19 protein-coding genes are annotated in these 17,315 nt (G+C 43.9%); 12 read left to right on the top strand and 7 right to left on the bottom strand.

Annotated elements, in window-relative coordinates:
- The coding region (locus IM322_RS13535; RefSeq protein WP_287710009.1) for a transposase family protein at positions 1–126 on the bottom strand (126 nt) is incomplete at its 3' end.
- A gap of 87 nt (positions 127–213) precedes the next feature.
- Positions 214–408, bottom strand: coding sequence for a hypothetical protein (locus IM322_RS13540; protein ID WP_287676137.1), 195 nt, complete (start codon positions 406–408; stop codon positions 214–216).
- Positions 409–616: 208 nt separating this feature from the next.
- Between IM322_RS13540 and IM322_RS13545 the strand changes: the two genes are divergently transcribed.
- Both IM322_RS13545 and hrcA read left to right on the top strand, forming a co-directional pair.
- The gene (locus IM322_RS13545) at positions 617–955 is read left to right on the top strand and encodes a rhodanese-like domain-containing protein (protein WP_045358107.1); all 339 of its coding nucleotides are present in this window, start codon (positions 617–619) and stop codon (positions 953–955) included.
- 136 nt (positions 956–1,091) lie between these two features.
- Positions 1,092–2,168: a heat-inducible transcriptional repressor HrcA gene (gene hrcA / locus IM322_RS13550; RefSeq protein ID WP_287676134.1), complete on the top strand. Its 1,077-nt coding sequence runs from the start codon at positions 1,092–1,094 to the stop codon at positions 2,166–2,168.
- Here hrcA and IM322_RS13555 read toward each other — a convergent pair.
- A complete protein-coding gene (locus IM322_RS13555; protein WP_287676133.1) occupies positions 2,155–2,448 on the bottom strand; it encodes a hypothetical protein in 294 nt (97 codons plus the stop codon). The two genes, hrcA and IM322_RS13555, sit on opposite strands and share 14 nt — an antisense overlap.
- A gap of 744 nt (positions 2,449–3,192) precedes the next feature.
- Positions 3,193–4,878 carry a hypothetical protein gene (locus tag IM322_RS13560; RefSeq protein ID WP_287673604.1) on the bottom strand — a complete coding sequence of 562 codons (1,686 nt, stop codon included), beginning with the start codon at positions 4,876–4,878 and terminating at the stop codon, positions 3,193–3,195.
- A gap of 190 nt (positions 4,879–5,068) precedes the next feature.
- Here IM322_RS13560 and bchD point away from each other — a divergent pair, with 190 nt between their 5' ends.
- The 6 genes from bchD to ispD all read left to right on the top strand — a co-directional run bounded on the left by bchD (position 5,069) and on the right by ispD (position 11,231).
- Entirely contained in the window at positions 5,069–7,069 is a 2,001-nt protein-coding gene (gene bchD / locus IM322_RS13565) for a magnesium chelatase ATPase subunit D (RefSeq protein ID WP_287673607.1), read from the top strand.
- Positions 7,070–7,470: 401 nt separating this feature from the next.
- Positions 7,471–7,974, top strand: a complete 504-nt coding sequence (locus IM322_RS13570; protein WP_286826168.1) for a hypothetical protein — start codon at positions 7,471–7,473, stop codon at positions 7,972–7,974.
- 10 nt (positions 7,975–7,984) lie between these two features.
- Positions 7,985–8,875, top strand: coding sequence for a hypothetical protein (locus IM322_RS13575; protein WP_149985413.1), 891 nt, complete (start codon positions 7,985–7,987; stop codon positions 8,873–8,875).
- 183 nt (positions 8,876–9,058) lie between these two features.
- A complete protein-coding gene (locus IM322_RS13580) occupies positions 9,059–9,736 on the top strand; it encodes a hypothetical protein (RefSeq protein WP_287673608.1) in 678 nt (225 codons plus the stop codon).
- A gap of 272 nt (positions 9,737–10,008) precedes the next feature.
- The gene (locus IM322_RS13585; RefSeq protein ID WP_287673610.1) at positions 10,009–10,407 is read left to right on the top strand and encodes a DUF1824 family protein; all 399 of its coding nucleotides are present in this window, start codon (positions 10,009–10,011) and stop codon (positions 10,405–10,407) included.
- A gap of 143 nt (positions 10,408–10,550) precedes the next feature.
- Complete coding sequence (gene ispD, locus IM322_RS13590) at positions 10,551–11,231, top strand: 2-C-methyl-D-erythritol 4-phosphate cytidylyltransferase (RefSeq protein WP_287673613.1); 681 nt, start codon at positions 10,551–10,553, stop codon at positions 11,229–11,231.
- Here the strand turns inward: ispD and IM322_RS13595 are convergent.
- The gene (locus tag IM322_RS13595; protein WP_287673615.1) at positions 11,226–11,843 is read right to left on the bottom strand and encodes a serine O-acetyltransferase; all 618 of its coding nucleotides are present in this window, start codon (positions 11,841–11,843) and stop codon (positions 11,226–11,228) included. The genes ispD and IM322_RS13595 overlap by 6 nt on opposite strands.
- A 104-nt stretch (positions 11,844–11,947) precedes the next feature.
- Between IM322_RS13595 and IM322_RS13600 the strand changes: the two genes are divergently transcribed.
- A complete protein-coding gene (locus IM322_RS13600; protein ID WP_287673617.1) occupies positions 11,948–12,898 on the top strand; it encodes a glycosyltransferase family 2 protein in 951 nt (316 codons plus the stop codon).
- Positions 12,899–13,009: 111 nt separating this feature from the next.
- Here the strand turns inward: IM322_RS13600 and IM322_RS13605 are convergent, their stop codons facing one another.
- Positions 13,010–13,183 carry a type II toxin-antitoxin system HicB family antitoxin gene (locus IM322_RS13605; RefSeq protein ID WP_286826162.1) on the bottom strand — a complete coding sequence of 58 codons (174 nt, stop codon included), beginning with the start codon at positions 13,181–13,183 and terminating at the stop codon, positions 13,010–13,012.
- Positions 13,184–13,371: 188 nt separating this feature from the next.
- On the opposite strand from IM322_RS13605, the gene menB reads away from it, so the two are divergent.
- The 3 genes from menB to IM322_RS13620 all read left to right on the top strand — a co-directional run bounded on the left by menB (position 13,372) and on the right by IM322_RS13620 (position 16,188).
- Complete coding sequence (gene menB / locus IM322_RS13610; protein ID WP_287673625.1) at positions 13,372–14,205, top strand: 1,4-dihydroxy-2-naphthoyl-CoA synthase; 834 nt, start codon at positions 13,372–13,374, stop codon at positions 14,203–14,205.
- A gap of 240 nt (positions 14,206–14,445) precedes the next feature.
- Positions 14,446–14,748 (top strand): RNA-binding regulator, encoded by a 303-nt coding sequence (gene rbp / locus IM322_RS13615; protein ID WP_287673618.1) that lies wholly within the window; start codon positions 14,446–14,448, stop codon positions 14,746–14,748.
- 354 nt (positions 14,749–15,102) lie between these two features.
- Complete coding sequence (locus tag IM322_RS13620; RefSeq protein ID WP_287673620.1) at positions 15,103–16,188, top strand: glycosyltransferase family 4 protein; 1,086 nt, start codon at positions 15,103–15,105, stop codon at positions 16,186–16,188.
- 28 nt (positions 16,189–16,216) lie between these two features.
- Here the strand turns inward: IM322_RS13620 and IM322_RS13625 are convergent, their stop codons facing one another.
- Entirely contained in the window at positions 16,217–16,987 is a 771-nt protein-coding gene (locus tag IM322_RS13625; RefSeq protein ID WP_287673622.1) for an FkbM family methyltransferase, read from the bottom strand.
- Positions 16,988–17,315 lie beyond the last annotated feature (328 nt).

Genomic DNA, 17,315 nt, shown 5'->3' on the forward strand with positions numbered 1-17,315 from the left:
ATAACCTGAGTATCCTAGCATTGTTCCCAGTATTATTACTACTAATACTATCCATAAAGGGTGTCTTTTTCCTTTATCTTTCCGAAAGTCCTTGACTTGTTTCAGTTTTTCTATTAAGCTCAACATATATTTAAAAGGTTGGCGGTCACTTCTCATTTTACCTGACTGTGATCGCTTTTACTTTTGATATTCTGATGGGAGAATGAATCAGCCCTAGGGTAATCCGGGGGTATCCTTGGGTTGACTTTCCAGAAATTTTAGCCAATCTTCTGCTTTTTCGTGGGAGGTCATCTCTTCAATTTTTGGCGAAGTTATCTGAGTTAGAAATTGGCTGAAGTTTAAGACTTCTTGTTGTTTTTCTAAAGGAAGTTTTCGCAAGTTTTCGATAACGGCTTGTTCAATATTCATCGAAATTCAGCTTGTCGATTAATCGGCGTACTAAAAAGCATCAATGTCTTCAATGCCTGCCCTTTCCCCATTATATCACCCCCCCGCTCTGGCACTGACCAAATCCCCCCACTTGGCTGGGATATTATTCCTACGGAAGTCCCTAACCGCTCAGGGTCGATCGTTTGCTACTCTAAAGAAAAGATAACCGATTCTTAAGACCAAATCTATGAGCATTCCCGAAATTAGCGTCCATGAACTCGCTCTCCGTTTAGCCGATCATGATCCTAATTTACAACTTATTGATGTGCGCGAACCAGAGGAAGTTGCGATCGCATCTGTGGCCAGTTTTACCATTTTACCCTTGAGTCAATACCGAGAATGGTCGCCCACTATTGCCACCCAATTCAACCCCCAAGCAGAAACCCTCGTTATCTGTCACCATGGCATGAGATCCCTGCAAATGTGCCAATGGCTACAAAGTCAGGGTTTTACTAATGTTAAGAATATTAACGGTGGCATCGATGCTTATTCCCTCCTCGTCGATCCTAATATTCCCCGTTACTAATTTTCATGGCCACCATCGGGAAAAGAGAGAGGCAAACTATCCCCTTTCTCCCCATTGAATACTGAATACTGATAACTGATTAAGCGTTATACTGTCTAAAAAAATGTTATAAATCTTTTGTTAAGATTATTCCCCTATGTCCGCTAGAACCCATCTCAGCGATCGCTATCAACATATCTTAAAGGCGACAATCCAACATTATATCGCCACGGCCGAACCAGTTGGCTCGAAAACTCTAATCGAGGAGTACAAATTTACTGTTAGTTCCGCCACTATTCGCAATGCTCTCGGTAAACTGGAAAAAGAAGGCCTACTCTATCAACCCCACACTTCCTCTGGACGCATTCCCTCCGATTGGGGTTATCGTCTCTACGTCGATGAATTAATGACTCCCGATGACCGTATCGGCGAAAAAATCGGCTATTATCTGCATCAAAACGCTAAATCTCCCGCTTGGAGTCTCGAAAGTCTGCTGCAACGGGCCACCCAACTTTTAGCCGGTTTAAGCGGTTATATCGCTATCGTTACCCTCCCCCACACCCTCACCAATACCCTGCGTCATCTGCAATTAATCCCCGTCTCAGCCAGGCAAATTATGTTAATTATTGTTACAGATAGTTTACAAACACGCTCGGTTATGATAGAGATTCCCGAGTCTATGGAAACGGACAAGGAGGATGGATTAGCAGAAGAATTACAAATCCTCTCTAATTTTCTCGGGGAAAAATTAAAAGGTTATTGCTTGGCAGATTTAATTAACCTCGATTGGCAGCAAATCGAGCGAGAATTTGCCCGTTATACCCATTTTCTTCAACAATTAAGCCAAGAAATCAGAGCTAGTCTCCAATCCACTGCCAACCCAGAGATTATCGTCCATGGTGTCGCTGAAGTCATTCGACAGCCAGAATTCGCCCAATGGCAACAAGTACAAATGTTACTGCATCTATTGGAAGCAGAACAGGATCGCCTTTTACCCCTGATTTTACAAAGACCAGAACCAGAAAAATCAGCTAAAAAAGTCAAAATCACCATTGGTTCCGAAAATCCTCTGGAATCCATGCGCCCTTGTACTCTTATCTCCGCTTTTTATAAACAGGGAGATACTCCCGTCGGTAGTGTTGGCATTATCGGACCGACGCGAATGTTATACGAAAATACTATTCCCCTGGTGGAATCCACCGCTAACTATCTCAGCGAGGCTATAAGTAAGTAGATATCCCCCGCAAAGGTTCGGGAATAGGACAATCGACAGTAAACTCTAAAATTGTCTCACCATCGCCCAAATAGCCAGAATTGGCAAAACAGAGCAACATCCGCACCAGCGCCACCCACACCTCCCCATCGAACTCCCAATCCTGTCCCCGACGCGCCCCACAGGCGATCGATTTTAGCGCCCAAAAATAACTATTTCTCACCACTGAACCGCCTTTTTTATAAACCGGCACATCCTCATGGTGAATATAAAGAATATCATCTTTAGCGATCGCTCTCATCGGTGGCTAGGAAGGTTGCAGGAATTTTCAGCTGACTGTCCTAGATAGGGTCTGCTGAAAAAGTTTTTCGGTGGGGGTTGGGGGTTGGGGGTTGGGGTGTGGGGTGTGGGGTTTTACCGATTTTCAGGTGGTCAATTACCTAATTTTCAGGGAAAAAGTCCCGGAATTTTCCCCCCAATCACTCCAAGGGTCGGCACTTTTTGAGGGAAAAAAAGTCTAAAAACCTTGTTGGGTAAGGTTTTTAGATTTATTCAGCAAACCCTAGTTAAGCTCTACTGAATTTATACTGCCTATGGGGATTTTTAGTACAAATGCTCAGGCTTCCTCTCCCAACTCTGGCACTCCAGTGCAGTCTTAACGAGTAATTTAGATAAGTGGGTGGGTGGAATTAAATATAAGACGAACGTAGGTTGGGTTGAAGCATGAAACCCAACACCCCCATAAATTACGCTACCGCTAACCCATCCGACAAATAATTGTGCCTCCCTACTTAGTCAACAGCTTATCAGTTATCAGTTGTGAGTTTTCAGTTCACCGACTACTTTTTGGGGTTAATTTTTTTGGGCTTTATTTGACCTGAAAAGAGGGGGTCGCAGGCAGGCACGGATTCCCATTATATAAGAAATTATCTGTCAAGTTGCGGGGTTTTGTCAAGCTTTTTTGGAAAAAAAATTTAACCGAAACTCAAGGGGAGAAAATTGTCGGCAGAGATATTATTTAATCTCCCCTTTGAGTCGGTATTTTTTAGCCCGGCATTAACGCTTTAGTTGCCGAGGCACCAAGGCGATTTAATTGCCGATTAATTTGCCATCCGAGGAGGGTTAAACCCAACCACTGACTGAAAATTGCCAAAGCGAAAGAGGGAAGTGTAGCGTATTTAGTAGCGGCAATGGGAAGAAAAGTAAAAAACCATAAAAGCGGAGATTGACTGGGATTAACTCGCAAGACAGCGAAACAGAGGAAGGGGAAAATAATCAAAATGCCGATGCTACTGGCTGCCAGCAAAGCGCGCTTATTTGTGCTGGCTAACATCAATAATTGGGCGATAGCGGCATAGACTAAAATCATGTTCATTGCCAAGAGAAACCCGGCTGCAGTGGCTAGTTTATATTGATGGAGAGGGGCGATAAAAATAGCGGGAAGGATCAATAAAATGGCAATGGCGACGTTAATAGCCATGGCTAGGGTAGAAGGGCTTTTTTCGCCAAAGATTACAGCTTTCCCCAGACTAATGCCCGTTTTTCCTTGCAGATGACGATAGCGCGCCCAATCTTGGATAGTTTGACGAGGGGGAGTGAGGGCAAAAAGGATTAACAAGCCAAAAATCGCCACAAAAACGCTAATAATCGCAAAATTAGCGAAAATATAGCTCGTTTCCAGAGTTTGGAAGACAAAACCTAGGCTAATAGTGCTAAAACAACCCATCATCCAGTAACTTTGGGGTTTACTAACAAGAGTAGCGAGGGGATTATGGAAGCGACGCTGGATAATTCTGGTTAAACCGTAGGTGCAGAGGGCAAAATTGAGCAAAATTAAGCTAATACCCATTATAACCGATTGCCAGAGAGATTGACCGTACCAACGAAGGTCGAAGATTTGTGAAATTCCTAGATAGCGTACCGCATCAGGGGGGAGAAAGGTAGATTTAACTAGATAGGGAAGGACAAAACTAGGATTAAAGAGAATTAACCAATCAAAGGGGGTACGGGAACCACCATAGCCCGATAAAGTAAAAATAGTGCTATAAAACACAAAGAATAAGACTGTAGCGCTGCCTAACCAGGGTTGAAATCCCCCTAACCATGGCGTGGCTAAAGCGAAACTAAGGGCAGCATGATAGAAAAAGGCACAACTAGCGATTAGAACCCCGTAGAAGGCTAAAATTAGGGATAAGGGAATACCTGCTAATAAACCCGCTCCCAAGTGAAAGGGTAAAGCGAGAAGACAGACGAGATAGAGGAGAATGGGAACCCCGAAAATTTTGCCGATAAAAATCGTTTTGGCGGGTTGGGGACTCAGACGGATAAAATTAAGTGTACCCCGGCGTTCTTCCCCGGAAAGATCGGCGATTAATTGATAGGTTCCCACCACTAAAAGAGCGAAAATGCTGGTAATACTGAGAAAAGTGAAGATATCTAACCACCATAACCGGGAGATAATCATCCATTCACCATTTAAGTCTTGGATACAGTATTTAAGAAGCCCCCTATAGGGATGATAGTCGTTGTTATTGGGGGGATTAGCGGTACAGTAACGACTAAATCCCGTCCCTACCGGTAAGAGATTTTGATAGTACAAGTAAACTAATAATTGACCAACGAGGGAGATAACCGAGGCGATCGAGATATTTTTCGGGGTTAATCTTCCTTGCCATTCTCGCATAATTTGCGGGTTGGTTTCCGTAAGGCGATCGATTATTGTCGCTATCATATTTTTGTCCTCTCTACAGCCGTTATCAGGAGCTAATCCTAGATTAACCCGGCAACTTGTCGATCGGTTCAGGGATGAAGAAATCCATCGAGATGCGGCTAAAATCTGAGTTCGGGAATCAAAAGAGGAAAAGTGCCAGACCAGTGAGCTTCTGTTTTACACTAGAATTTGGCCGCCTGAATCTAGATCTATGCCCACTCTGACCCTCAATTTTCCCCTAACTGCCGTTGTCGGCCAAGAAGCGATTAAATTAGCCCTACTCTTAGCCGCCGTGGATCCCGCTCTAGGGGGTGTGGTAATTGCCGGTCGTCGGGGAACCGCCAAATCAGTCATGGCGCGAGCGATACATTGCCTACTGCCACCGATCGAAATTATTGCAGGTAATGTCTTTAATTGTGATCCCAATAATCCCGACGAATGGGACGATCGCACCAAAGAAGAATATAGCAGTGGAGAAGTCGCCACGGAAGTCATCCGGGCCCCCTTCGTGCAGATTCCCCTAGGAGTCACCGAGGATCGTTTATTGGGTTCCGTCGATGTGGAAGAATCGGTAAAACGGGGGGAACCAGTCTTTCAACCCGGTTTATTAGCCAGCGCCCATCGGGGAATTCTCTACGTCGATGAAATTAATCTACTTGATGACCAAATTGCTAACCAATTACTAACAGTTTTAAGCGAAGGGCGCAACCAAATTGAACGGGAAGGCATCAGTTTTCAACATCCCTGTAAACCAATCCTGATCGCTACTTATAACCCAGAAGAGGGGGATTTACGAACCCATTTATTAGATAGAATTGCCATTGCTCTTTCCGCCGATGGTGTCCTCAGTTTAGACCAACGAGTAACCGCCGTCAATCAGGCGATCGAGTATGCTGTTTCTCCCACCGCTTTTATCGCCCAATACGCCCAAGAAATCGATGATCTAAAAACCGAAATTATCCTGGCGAGGGAATGGTTAAAAGAGGTAAAAATTAAACCCGAACAAATTAGTTATCTAGTGGAGGAAGCGGTACGCGGTAGGGTAGAAGGTCATCGCGCCGAGATTTTTGCCGTGAGGGTAGCCAAGGCCGCCGCTGCTTTAGAAGGTCGGGATTTAGTCAGTGCCGATGACTTAAAAAGAGCCGTCGAATTAGTTATTGTACCTCGATCGCTGATTACGCCACCACCCCCAGAACAGGAACAACAACAACCACCGCCACCACCGCCACCACCGGAACCGCCCCAAGACGAAAACCAGCAGGAACAGGAAGAAAAAGAGGAGGAGAAAGAGGAAGAAAAAGAACCGGAACAGCCCGATAATCTGCCGGAAGAATTTGTTTTCGACCCGGAAGGGGTTTTACTGGATCCCAGTGTGCTGTATTTCGCCCAGATGGCCCAGCGTCAGGGGAAATCGGGGGCGCGTAACCTGATTTTCTCGGAAGATAGAGGACGTTATATTAAGCCGATGTTACCCCGGGGCAAGGTGAAAAGAGTCGCCGTCGATGCCACTCTCCGGGCGGCCGCCCCCTATCAAAAAGCCCGTCGCTTGAGGAATCCTGAACGTCGTGTGATTATAGAAGAAGGGGATCTGCGCTCAAAACGGTTGGCCCGTAAGGCCGGTTCTTTAATTGTCTTTGTCGTCGATGCCTCCGGTTCCATGGCGCTCAATCGGATGCAGTCGGCCAAAGGTGCGGTTATGCGTCTGTTAACGGAAGCTTACGAAAATCGCGACCAGATTGCGCTGATTCCTTTCCGGGGTGAGCGAGCAGATGTACTATTGCCACCGACCAAATCGATTACCCTAGCGAAAAAACGTCTAGAAACCCTGCCCTGTGGCGGCGGTTCCCCCTTAGCCCACGGTTTAACCCAAGCGGTTCATGTGGGGATGAATGCCCGTTTATCGGGGGATATCGGTCAAGTGGTGGTTGTGGCGATTACCGACGGGAGAAGTAATATTCCTTTGGCGAAATCTTTAGGCGAACCGATTCCGGAGGGGGAAAAACCGGATATTAAGGCAGAACTGCTCGATATTGCCGCTAAAATTCGCTCTTTAGGCATTAAACTGCTGGTCATCGATACGGAGAAAAAATTCGTCTCCACTGGTTTTGCCAAAGAATTAGCCCTAAAAGCCGGGGGTAAATATTATCATCTACCCCGGGCCACGGAACAAGCGATCGCATCTATGGCGCGAGGGGCAATTGCGGGACTGTAGCTGGGGTTTGCGGCAAAAAGTTTTTCGGTGGTGGCAGGGTGTGGGGTGTTAGCCTCAACTCCAATCCCCGCTTGGGATTTACTTCGACCAAGCCCAAAATCGCTGAAACCCAGATATATCAAGGAAAATCATAAATCGAGGTTAACCCTTTGTCTCGTAATGGTTTGAGCCTTTTTTGCTGACCGAAAACGCATAAGTCCCACTAACGGAAGATTTTTGATTTTGGCAGGAGGTCTAATATTGAGATGTACTCCTAAAAATTAGCTATTGACTGGAATTTTGCTAATTTTCTGTTCTTTTCCCGGTCTGGTGTGAGAGAATCTAGAAAAACTTAACAATAATCAGCAATAAGCGAGAGATATACTACAAACAAACATTAGTAAGTTTTAATTAAGAGAACTATGAGCTTTCGATTTGGCAAAATCTTGATAGCAGGGGTATTAGCGGTACTTTTGCTAGTAACTTCCTGTGCTAAAGCTCCCTCGCAATTTGACCAAGCGCAACAAGAAAGTACCGCTCGCGGGGCGGCGGCAGTGGTGAAAGAATCCACCTCTGGCGGCAGTTTTAATCGGTTTTTCCCGCCTTCTGGGGGAGGATACGAGCGCGTCTATACCCAGGAGAAAAAAGGCTTTGCTGAGGCAAAACTGAAGCAAGATGGCAAAGTTCTGGCTATGTTAGCCATATCTGACATCAGCAATAATCCCGCCGCGGCCAATAAATTCCAAGACAGTCAAACCACAATTAAAGGTTTTCCCTCTGTCGAACAGGGTGCAACCGCCACCGCCGTTTTAGTCAATAATCGCTATCAAGTCAAGGTTTTATCGCGGGAGCCAGATTTTTCTTCCAGCGATCGCCAAGCTTGGTTAGCTAAGTTCGATTTAGATGGTCTAGCAAAATTAAAGTAAGGAGACATCCGTGAGTAAGCCAATTTTTGAACTGGTGGACGAATTACCGACTAATAATCTCACCGTCAAAGTTCTCAAAACCCTTGATTATGTCGTGCCGGGACAGTGGGATAACCTAGTCGGGTTTAAAAATACGATTATCAAAGTCACCGGCGAAACCGACGAAAGCATGATCCAACAGATTGGCGATCGAGCCGTTTGGTTGTTTAATGATAAATCCCAGGGCTATCAACGGGCGCTTTGGCTCTACCAAACCATCGACAGCGCCGATAATGCCCTAGCCGCCGCCTCTCTTGCTAATGCCGTCGGTGGTAAAATTCCCCTCATGGGCGGTTTAATCGAAAAATTAACCCCTGCCCCCGAAAAAGCGCAAACCATCGATCTAACCTTGAAATTAGTGACCGAATTAGTCGCTTTTTGTCAAATTAATGGCATTCCGGGGGATAGTATCGATGATTTCGTCGCTTCTCTGGGAGATTATAGCGGCGAATCCCTGATGCGGATGGCGGCGTTAGTTTGTTTGGATGGTTTAATTCCCCTGGGGGGCAGTTTTATCCGGAAAGTGGAATCGGGCCTCAGCATTCTCACCCCGGAAGAATTAGAATCTAACTCCACTTTCGGCAGTATTAAAGAATTGATTCCGGGGGGAAATACTGCCAGAAAATTAGACTTTATCGGTCAAAGTTTCGACTCCACTAAAGGTTGGATGAGTGGTTTTGTCAGCGAGCGCAGTTTGAGCCAGCAGGGATTATTGAGCAAAATTCAGGGATTTATCGACTTTTCTGCCGATAAATTGGTATATGTTGGGGCATTCCTCGATATGACGACTAATTACTATGAACATACCGGTATTCAAACCCTGGCTCGTCGTTTAATCGAAAGAGCCGTGGCGGAAATTTAAGTGGCACCGGGGGCAGGGATGGACAGACCGATACCAAATCGGTTTTTAATAGCATGATTAAGTCCCAATTCAACTTTAAAAACCCAGTTATGGATTGTTTCCCCCTGCTCCGGCACTCACCCACTTTCCTATACCTTTTCCACGGGATTTAGTATAATATCCCCTCCTTAGCCCCTCAAGGTCATGAATCAGGCACAACTTATCCATGCCGCTAAACAGCAAGATGCAGCCGCTATTATTGCTCTACTTAACCAAAGTCTCTTAACCAGAAAAATAGAGGTTGTTGAAGCCACCCCGCAAGAAAATGTCCTGACTCTAAAAGTTCAATCCAAAAATATACCCAATCAACACAAGTTATTACCTTTTTTGTCGGCAGAAATCAAAAGCTTGGGCATCGATGGATTAGAACAAGTGATCGTTTACGGTATGACCGAGGAATCCGATATCCCCGCTTGGCAAGAATCGATAACCCTGAGTCAAGATGATTTAATCGTCAATCGTGTCACTAAATTAAACTCTTTGCCGACAATAACCGAAGAAATCGCCGAAAATGACCGAGAAGATGCCCCAGAAGCTTTGGAAAACTCTGAAACAACCGAAGAAAAAGCCCTAGAGACACCGGAGGAGTTCACTGAAGCTGCTGAGAATATTGTGGAGACTGGTGAGCGATTTTCCCTATCTCATCGGAGACACTCCTCTTTTCCCCTCAGTATAATTTTGTCTTACCTAGCGATCGGTTTTGGTGCTGGAATTATTATAGGTGCTTACTTTGGCTATCAAAAAGCAGTGAGTGATACTAAATCCGTTGAGCATAGGCTACTTATGAGGACAGGCACTCATTCAATGGGCAATGGGCAATAGGCAATAGGCAATAGGGGGAATAAATAATCATTCTTTAATAACCGGATTTAGTGTGAAATGCCCGCACAACCCGGAGCGCTCGAACAACCCCGATAAATTTTCCTGTCCCCAACCTGATATGATCGAAATTGGCGATCTTACGATTAAGACCAATGCAAAATTTTCCTATCTCTAAACCCCAATGATTTAGGGCTTTTTTTCTTGGGAATTTGTCGGTAAGGACAGCAGCAACAGCTTATTTTTTATCTTTAGCCACACATATCTAACCGCTCATGTCTATTGAAGAAGCCTTGAAACTCCTAAAAGAATATGGATGTATTCAACTAAAAATTACCCAATCCCCTGAAGAAGAAGAAGCTCTAAGACAGGCAATTTTATTAGTTAACCAAGGTTCGGAATCAATTAATTTAGGTATCTGTGCCGATAACAATGAAGAGGGATTTAAAGCCCTGAAAAGTTATCTACAAGCCCTGGGATACCCCTTACCTAATAGTCTCCCAGAAGACCCCCCAGAACAGGGAGCGGTGTATATTAAATACAATACCCAAAGACAAGCTTACTATCTCGATTCCTATACGGGAACCTATCGCGGTGTCCTGGTTTCTTGTCAGTCAGAAAATGATCAATTAGTCGGTACTTATGGTCACTTTCCCCTCGATTTATTCTCTTAAGAGGCATAGTTTTTGGGTTATTTAAGCGATTAACCATCAGCCGGACAGTGATTACTGTTTACAAATAAGAGGCAAAAAGCTCCCCACTCCTGTCCACTGAATTCTCTTTCCTGACTCTTGTTAACTTTTTACCTGAAAAAAATATGTATTTGTTAATTCCAGCAGCGGGAATGGGTAAACGGATGGGTAGCGATCGCAATAAGTTACTGCTCACCCTGCACGGAAAACCGCTCCTCGCTTGGACTTTGCTGGCTGCCATGCAATCCAGGGCAATTATCTGGATTGGGATTATGGCACAACCGGAAGACTTTGAGGATATCCGAGAAATTATCACCGCCATAAATGCCCTTAAACCCGTGCAAATCATCCAAGGAGGCGAAACCAGACAAAAATCGGTTTATAATGGCTTACAATCCCTACCAGAGGGGGCCCAGACGGTTTTAATTCACGATGGGGCGCGCTGTTTAGCCACTCCCGAATTATTCGATCGCTGTGCCGCCGCTTTAGCCACTTGTCAGGGTTTCATTGCGGCGATTCCAGTGAAAGATACGATTAAAATTGTCGATAGCAAGGGCTGGATTGAGGATACACCGGATCGCTCGCGGTTGTGGGCGGCCCAAACGCCCCAGGGTTTTCAGGTAAAATTATTAAAAGAATGTCATGAACAGGGCCGAAAATTAGATTGGGAAGTCACCGACGATGCCGCCTTATTAGAAAAATGTGGTTTTCCCGTCAAAATTGTCGTCGGTGAAGAAACTAACTTAAAAATTACGACTCCGGGGGATCTGGCCATTGCCGAATATATTTTAAGTCAACGTTTATAATTTTTCATCTACTTTAACCCCATCGCGTTTAATAATACGAGCGGGAATACCCACCACCACACAATTAGCTGGAACATCTTTGACTACCACTGAATTTGCGCCCACGGTGACATTATCGCCGATGGTAATGTTTCCTAAGACTTTAGCGCCGGCGGTAATCCTGACATTATTGCCAATTTTGGGGCGACCGCTTTTATCTTTATACCCAATTGTTACCTGTTGATTAATCCAACAGTTATCGCCCAAATCCGCCATAACAATCGTACTAAAACCGTGTTGAATAAATAATCCTTTGCCAATCGAACAGGAAGAATCTAGAAATAAATAGGAACTTTCTCGATAGAAAAACCTAAGAATATACATAAAAAAACGGCTGAATGAACCACCTTGAAAAAGACGACAATAATATAAATTTCTAAATTCTTTTGCCTCCAGAGACAGAGCTAACAATTGTAACCAATCTGCTCTTTTTTCCCGGCCTAATAACTCTACCCAACGCCGCACATCACCTAAGATAAGCTCTCGATTATTAGCTACCTGAAAAGCAATGATTAAGGGTGAGAGCCAAAGAATACCCACATAGAAAAATAATTTTCGGAAGAAACTTTTCATCGTTGGTCTAAAATAATTGACGATAGACTTGCTTTTTGTTGCTATTGATTATAGTAGTATTGTAGCGAATAGTTCAACCGTCCCTCGTTTATTGGTCTCCAACAATGTCAACTACCTTGCAGTTCTTTCCCGAAGTATCCGTGATCGTGCCAATTTATAACGGAGAGAAAGATATACCCCCTCTCATTGATTGTTTAGCCAAACAGAGCTATCCCCGTCAATTAGTTGAATATATTTTAGTTGATAATAATAGTAGCGATCGCACGGCAGAATTATTAGGAAAGGCAGCACAAGAACAGAGGGGACTGAAACTGATCATTTTAAGCGAAAATCACATACAAAGCTCCTACGCTGCTCGCAACAAAGGGATCAAAAGCTCTCGTTATCCTTTTCTGGCCTTCACCGATGCCGATTGTCGTCCCGCACCGCAATGGTTGACAGAATTGCTCCAACCCTTTAGTGATCCTAACATCGGTCTGGTAGTGGGTGAAATTGCTGCCTTAACTGGTTCCAATTGGTTGGAAAAGTATGCGGAACGTCGTCACTTTATGTCACCAAAATTTCTTTTAGAACATTCTTTTTGTCCCTACGGTCAAACTGCTAACCTCGCTATTCGTCGAGAAGCTTTTCAAAAAGTTGGTTTATTTCGTCCTTATTTAACTACCGGTGGTGATGCCGATATCTGTTGGCGTATTCAACAACAAACCGACTGGCAATTAACCTACGCACCAGAGGCAATTATTTACCATCGTCATCGTTCTACCTTAGAAGACTTAAGAAGTCAATTAAAACGTTACGGGCGCTCGAATCGCTATCTTCACGAATTGTATGATGTCGAATTGATGCGACCTTTAACCAATCAAGAGTTATTTTTTACTCTCGGTCGTTGGTTATTAAAAGAGCTACCAAAAAATACTCTCAAGTTACTGTTTGGTAAAGCAGATTTAGTAGATTTATTGGATGCTCCCCTCGATTTAATTGGGTTTCAAGCTCGCAGTCAAGGGCAATCCACGGCTAAATTACCCGAAAAAGCTAAAGAAATCGAATGGCTTTAATTCAGTTATCAGTTATCAGTTATCAGTTATCAGATGTGATTTTTCAGTGATCAGTTATCAGTTATCGGTTATCAGATGGAAGTTTTCAGTTCACTGATTACTGATTACTGATTACTGTTTACTGATTAAGGTTTCCTCTATGGTTTCTCCCTGAGTGAAACATCCCGGAAGATCCTTAATTTCTGATACATATCCCCCGTCATCATCAGGATAAATTGTTATTGGATATTTTAGCCTCAAATAAAACTCTAATGATTCCGGCTTAGTTTTATTACTTGTCTTCATATTTTTTACCTCTTTAAAGTTAACAAATAGGATCAATATATTTTGAGTAAATACCCAGAAAACATCAAGAAGGGAATCAGCTTTAAACCTTTTCGGTCAACTATCCATTCCCCTATTCTGGCGCTCCAGGCTTCAAAGTGGGGGACAAAATAGGGTAAGGTAAAAAAGCTGTGCCGATAACCGAGACTATGACCGTTGAATGGCAATCCGTCAAAACCTACGAGGATATTCTTTACCATAAATGGGGGGGAATCGCCAAAATCACTATAAATCGCCCCCATAAGCGTAATGCCTTCCGTCCAAAAACAGTTTTTGAGCTTTACGACGCTTTCTGTGATGCTCGCGAGGATGCGCGCATTGGGGTAGTATTGCTCACGGGTGCAGGTCCCCACAGCGACGGCAAATATGCTTTTTGTTCCGGCGGCGATCAGACGGTGCGCGGTCAGGCGGGTTATATTGGCGATGATGGCGTACCCCGGCTCAATGTGCTGGATTTACAGAAATTAATTCGCTCCATCCCCAAGGTAGTTATCGCGCTGGTGGCAGGTTATGCGGTCGGGGGGGGTCATGTTTTGCACTTGGTTTGTGATTTAACCTTAGCAGCGGATAACGCCATTTTTGGCCAGACCGGTCCGAAAGTGGGCAGTTTTGACGGCGGTTTTGGCTCTAGTTATCTGGCCCGGGTAGTCGGTCAGAAAAAAGCTCGCGAGATTTGGTTTCTCTGTCGGCAGTATAACGCCCAACAAGCTTTAGCAATGGGTTTGGTTAACCATGTGGTCCCGGTGGAGGAATTAGAGCCGGAAGGGGTTAAATGGTCCTTAGAAATTCTCGAAAAAAGTCCCTTGGCGATTCGCTGCCTAAAATCGGCTTTTAATGCTGATTGTGATGGTCAAGCGGGTTTACAGGAGTTGGCGGGTAATGCCACTTTACTCTACTATATGACCGCCGAAGGAGCCGAAGGTAAACAGGCTTTCCTCGAAAAACGTCCCCCCGATTTTAGTCAATATCCTTGGCTACCCTAATCAGTGATCAGTGAACAGTAAACAGTAATCAGTGAAAAGAAAGCAGAAAACCGCCGTGTAATACTGCTCACTTAATACTCCATACTCCTACTGATCACTGATCAGCTATGCTAGTTTAGAGAGAGTAGTTAGGTTCGGTAGCAGCATTGGTTTCAAACAGAAGTGGTTTTTCCCTGATGGCCTTGACTGGGTTGTGTCCGATCTCCTTCTCGAAATGGCTGTGATATTGGGAGACAATCCATGACGATTTACGTTGGTAATCTGGTTTATGAAGTCACGAAAGAGGACTTGCACGGTGTATTCGCTGAATACGGCACGGTTAGTCGCGTTTACTTGCCCGTAGATCGGGAAACGGGTAAAATGCGCGGTTTTGGTTTTGTGGAAATGTCCTCCGATGAGGAAGAAGCAAAAGCGATCGAAACTCTTGACGGGGCCGAATGGATGGGACGACAGATGAAAGTCAACAAAGCTCGTCCCAAAGAAGACAATTTCGGTGGTGGGGGCGGCGGTGAGCGCAAAAACTCTGGGCGCCGCGAACGTTAAACAGATTCTTTTAAAATTCCAGAAGCGGTTATTTCTGTTAACCGCTTTCCTATCGATAATTAATAAATCTGCGTTTGTTTTCTAACATCTTAATGCCCATTTTTAAAGGACGGGGTTTCAGACCGAAAATTTTCGATGAATTTATTCAAGATAAAAATGATCCCAGATACTCGATATGCACATTTCATCGTTTTGACAAAAAAAGGCTAACAGACGCAAAAATCTCGGTTCGTCCATAGATTTTGAGAATGTTATCAGGTAGAATCAAGATTTGATTCGCACCTACTCCTGCTCACCTTATTTGTTATGATTTCCCCATCATCATCCAAGCGCTGCCATAAACTTTGACAAAAAATGAAGATAGCAATCATTACAGCAACTCCCCAAAATGTCAAGCTCGGAAGTGGTACTTTCATCACCAATATCCATCTGACTAACGAGTTACGCTCGCAGGGTCATGTGGTTGATGTCTTCTCGCCAGCCAAAGCATCGGGGCCGTTAGGCTATATGGCTCATCGCTTTCTTTGGAATTGGCGACTCGATCCCCGTCGCTTTGACGACTATGATGTGGTGGTGGGTTACGATATGGATGGTTACGCCATCAGCGATCGCCTGAAAGTCCCTTTTATTGTTTATATTCTTGGTATTATTGCCGATGAGGCCACCTTTGAGCGGGGTTGGGTACGAACTTCTCTAGAATTGATGGCAAAAGCCGAGAAAGTGAGCGTCCATCGTGCCGATATGGTCATCTCTATCAGTGAGTATTCGCGTACTAGACTCAAGCAACTTTATCAGTATGATGGCAATATCGAAATTGTTCATTCTCTAATTGATCTCAAAGGGTGGGATGCAGCGGTAGCCTCGGTCAAGTATGAGGAAAAAAACCGCGAGCAGAGGAGGCCGACTGTGTTTTGTGTCGGTGTCCAGTATCCCCGCAAAAATGTTGCCACTTTGATCCGCGCCGCCGCAATTCTCCGCCGTCAAATACCCGATGTAGAGGTAAGAATTGCCAGCAAAGGTCCTGAATGGAATAATTTACGCCGTCTAGCACAAGAACTCAATTTAGAGCAAAATGTTACTTTTCTCGGCTATCTTTCCTATCAAGAACTGATCCAAGAATATCTTGATTGTCAAGTTTTTTGTTTACCTAGTCTGCAAGAAGGATTTGGCATAGTTTTTGCTGAAGCTATGGCCAGTTATAAACCGATTGTCGCCAGTCGTTCTTCCTCGACACCGGAGTTGATTGAAGATGGTGTACAAGGTCTATTAGCCAATCCCTTAGATGCCGAAGATTTAGCCAGTAAATTGGCAGAAGTGCTTCTCAATCCAGAAAAAGCTCGTTCCTTAGGGAAGGCAGGTAGAGCGAAAGTTTCAGAATTTGATGCGCCGATTATTGCCCAACGTTTCAGTCAGTTATTAACCAATTTTCTGGAAAAATAGATTAACTTTGAGAATAAAAATTCAACCACTAACGCACAGCGTATAAATGGAAAATATCCACGAATGTCGAAGGTAGCAAGTCTCTTTTTTCTAGTTGAATTTTGAAGCCATTATCTGCCAGCATTTGGCTTATTTGCTTTAAGCGTCTCTTTTGATCGTGAATTTCAGCCACTATTTGCTTAATTTTTGGCCAGTCTTTAGCTTCGATGCTTTGAAATACTTCGTATTCTTCTCCTTCCACGTCAATTTTCAATAAATCGATGGAGTCAATACCAAGTTCATTAATTACGGAGGATAGAGTTCTTACTTCACAGGCTACTTGTTCTTTTTCTTGGAAGAACTCTTCAAACAAATTTTCTATTTTTGAGGAATTCTGATCGACTTCAATATCTTCTAATTCAGCCAAGGTATCCTCTGGCTTTGTGGTTGAATTAGCAGACATATTTGGATAAAAAGTAAAGATTTTTGCTGGGTTATTTTCTGAACTTAATCCATAGTTAAATAAAACAACATCCTCTAAAGAATGCAAATGAATATTTTTTTGCAAAACCTCAAAAGTTGGACTGATTGGCTCAAAGGCGAAAACTTTTGCTGTTGGTTCAACTCCCTTGACAAAAATAGAGAATAGACCAATATTGGCTCCAACATCAAAGATCACATCGCCTTCTTTGATGACGATATCATGCCTTTCGTATTGCCTTTCAGTAAATATTTCCGAAAAAATGTATTCTGTTTCCTCTTTGCTACTACTGTAGTAACATTCTAATCCATTAGAAAAAGTAATTTTTTTGGCAATCACCGTTGATGTATAGTTGCGATCTGGGACAAAATTATATTAACACCATAAATCTCTCCCCGTCAAGAATGAGGTAAGCTGTTGACTATCTAAATTACTCGTTAAGATTGCAGGGGAGCGCCGGAGCTGCGGAGCAGGGAGAAGCAGTTTGAGCATTTGTACTAAACTTTACGATACGCAGTTTAAATTCATGGGACTTAGACAAAAAACAAATCGAGAAAAGCCTCAACTCCAATCCCCGCTTGGGATTTACTTCGACCAAGCCCAAAATCGCTGAAACCCAGATATATCAAGGAAAATCATAAATCGAGGTTAACCCTTTGTCCCGTAA

The organism is Microcystis sp. M109S1, from assembly GCF_020247025.1.
Taxonomy (GTDB): Bacteria; Cyanobacteriota; Cyanobacteriia; order Cyanobacteriales; family Microcystaceae; genus Microcystis.

Coding starts and splice junctions, on each gene's coding strand:
- menB (WP_287673625.1), top strand. CDS start 13,372: ATGACCGTTGAATGGCAATCCGTCAAAACCTACGAGGATATTCTTTAC.
- IM322_RS13620 (WP_287673620.1), top strand. CDS start 15,103: ATGAAGATAGCAATCATTACAGCAACTCCCCAAAATGTCAAGCTCGGA.
- rbp (WP_287673618.1), top strand. CDS start 14,446: ATGACGATTTACGTTGGTAATCTGGTTTATGAAGTCACGAAAGAGGAC.
- IM322_RS13545 (WP_045358107.1), top strand. CDS start 617: ATGAGCATTCCCGAAATTAGCGTCCATGAACTCGCTCTCCGTTTAGCC.
- IM322_RS13555 (WP_287676133.1), bottom strand. CDS start 2,448: ATGAGAGCGATCGCTAAAGATGATATTCTTTATATTCACCATGAGGAT.
- IM322_RS13540 (WP_287676137.1), bottom strand. CDS start 408: ATGAATATTGAACAAGCCGTTATCGAAAACTTGCGAAAACTTCCTTTA.
- hrcA (WP_287676134.1), top strand. CDS start 1,092: ATGTCCGCTAGAACCCATCTCAGCGATCGCTATCAACATATCTTAAAG.
- IM322_RS13600 (WP_287673617.1), top strand. CDS start 11,948: ATGTCAACTACCTTGCAGTTCTTTCCCGAAGTATCCGTGATCGTGCCA.
- IM322_RS13570 (WP_286826168.1), top strand. CDS start 7,471: ATGAGCTTTCGATTTGGCAAAATCTTGATAGCAGGGGTATTAGCGGTA.
- IM322_RS13580 (WP_287673608.1), top strand. CDS start 9,059: ATGAATCAGGCACAACTTATCCATGCCGCTAAACAGCAAGATGCAGCC.
- ispD (WP_287673613.1), top strand. CDS start 10,551: ATGTATTTGTTAATTCCAGCAGCGGGAATGGGTAAACGGATGGGTAGC.
- IM322_RS13560 (WP_287673604.1), bottom strand. CDS start 4,878: ATGATAGCGACAATAATCGATCGCCTTACGGAAACCAACCCGCAAATT.
- IM322_RS13605 (WP_286826162.1), bottom strand. CDS start 13,183: ATGAAGACAAGTAATAAAACTAAGCCGGAATCATTAGAGTTTTATTTG.
- bchD (WP_287673607.1), top strand. CDS start 5,069: ATGCCCACTCTGACCCTCAATTTTCCCCTAACTGCCGTTGTCGGCCAA.
- IM322_RS13585 (WP_287673610.1), top strand. CDS start 10,009: ATGTCTATTGAAGAAGCCTTGAAACTCCTAAAAGAATATGGATGTATT.
- IM322_RS13595 (WP_287673615.1), bottom strand. CDS start 11,843: ATGAAAAGTTTCTTCCGAAAATTATTTTTCTATGTGGGTATTCTTTGG.